At 63.6% G+C, this 1124-nt stretch carries 1 protein-coding gene; it reads right to left on the bottom strand.

Annotation, left to right across the window (positions count from 1 at the left end):
* Positions 1–145 precede the first annotated feature (145 nt).
* A complete protein-coding gene (locus tag ACG0Z3_RS23160; protein WP_394402411.1) occupies positions 146–1114 on the bottom strand; it encodes an IS5 family transposase in 969 nt (322 codons plus the stop codon).
* Positions 1115–1124: the final 10 nt, after the last annotated feature.

Raw genomic sequence — 1124 nt, forward strand, 5'->3', positions numbered from 1 at the left:
GGCTACGCTGAACAAGTTGGCGATTTCGACGCTCCGTCATGCCGACGGCTGACGTGTTCGAACTGATGTCGTTTTGGCCCGCACATGCCGATCCTTTCGGCTCTTTTGAGGCAGCAGGCGCACCGCGCGCCTACTGCGGGCGAACTCATGCCACCAGACGCTTGCGCGCCATGTAGATGTTCGCCAAGCCCAGCACCACGAACGCTCGCGTCGCGTTCTTCGCCAGGCCCTTGTAGCGGACTTTGCTGAAGCCGAACTGGCGCTTGACCACGGCGAACACGTGCTCAACCCGCGAGCGCGTCTTGGACTTGATGCGGTTGACGACGCGCTCCAAGTCGGCCTGAGCATCGGTGCCCCTGACCCTCTGATTCGTTCGGTCCTTGGCCTTCGGTGCCTTGGCCGCGATCAGCTCTTGCTGGGAGGCGTAGGCACTGTCACCGAAGACTTCCAGTTCCTCGCCGTGCAGCAGTTCGGGCAGCGGGTGCTTGTCGTGAACGTTGGCTGCCGTCACCACCGCGCTGTGCGCAAGGCCGGTCTCGCTGTCGACGCCAATGTGCAGCTTCATGCCGAAGAAATACTGCTGACCCTTCTTGGTCTGGTGCATCTCCGGATCGCGCTCGCCCTTGTCGTTCTTGGTCGAGCTCGGCGCCGAGATGATGGTGGCATCCACGATGGTGCCGGTGCCAACCTTCATGCCCTTGCTCTGCAGCACCTCACCGACCTTGGCGAACAGGGCCGCACCCAGCTTGTGCTTGTCGTCCTCCAGCAAGCGGCGGAACTTCAGCAGGGTGGTGCCATCGGGTACACGCTCACGGCCCAGGTCAATGCCCACGAAGCGGCGCAGCGCCGTGCTGTCCAGCAGCGCCTCCTCGCAGGCCTCGTCGGCGAGGTTGAACCAGTGCTGCACGAAGTACATGCGCAGCATGCGTTCCAGGCCAATGGGCGGACGGCCCTTGCCGGCCTTCGGGTAGTAGGGCTCGATGACCGCGCACAACTCGGCCCACGGCACGATGGTGTCCATCGTCTGCAGGAACACGTCGCGCCGCGTCGGCCTGCGGAATCGTTCGAACTCCGCGCCTTGATCGGCTGCCGCTGCCAAGGTTGCTTGCTTCATGCCAGCATGA

Source organism: Pelomonas margarita (assembly GCF_043555875.1).
GTDB classification, from domain to species: Bacteria; Pseudomonadota; Gammaproteobacteria; order Burkholderiales; family Burkholderiaceae_C; genus Pelomonas; species Pelomonas margarita.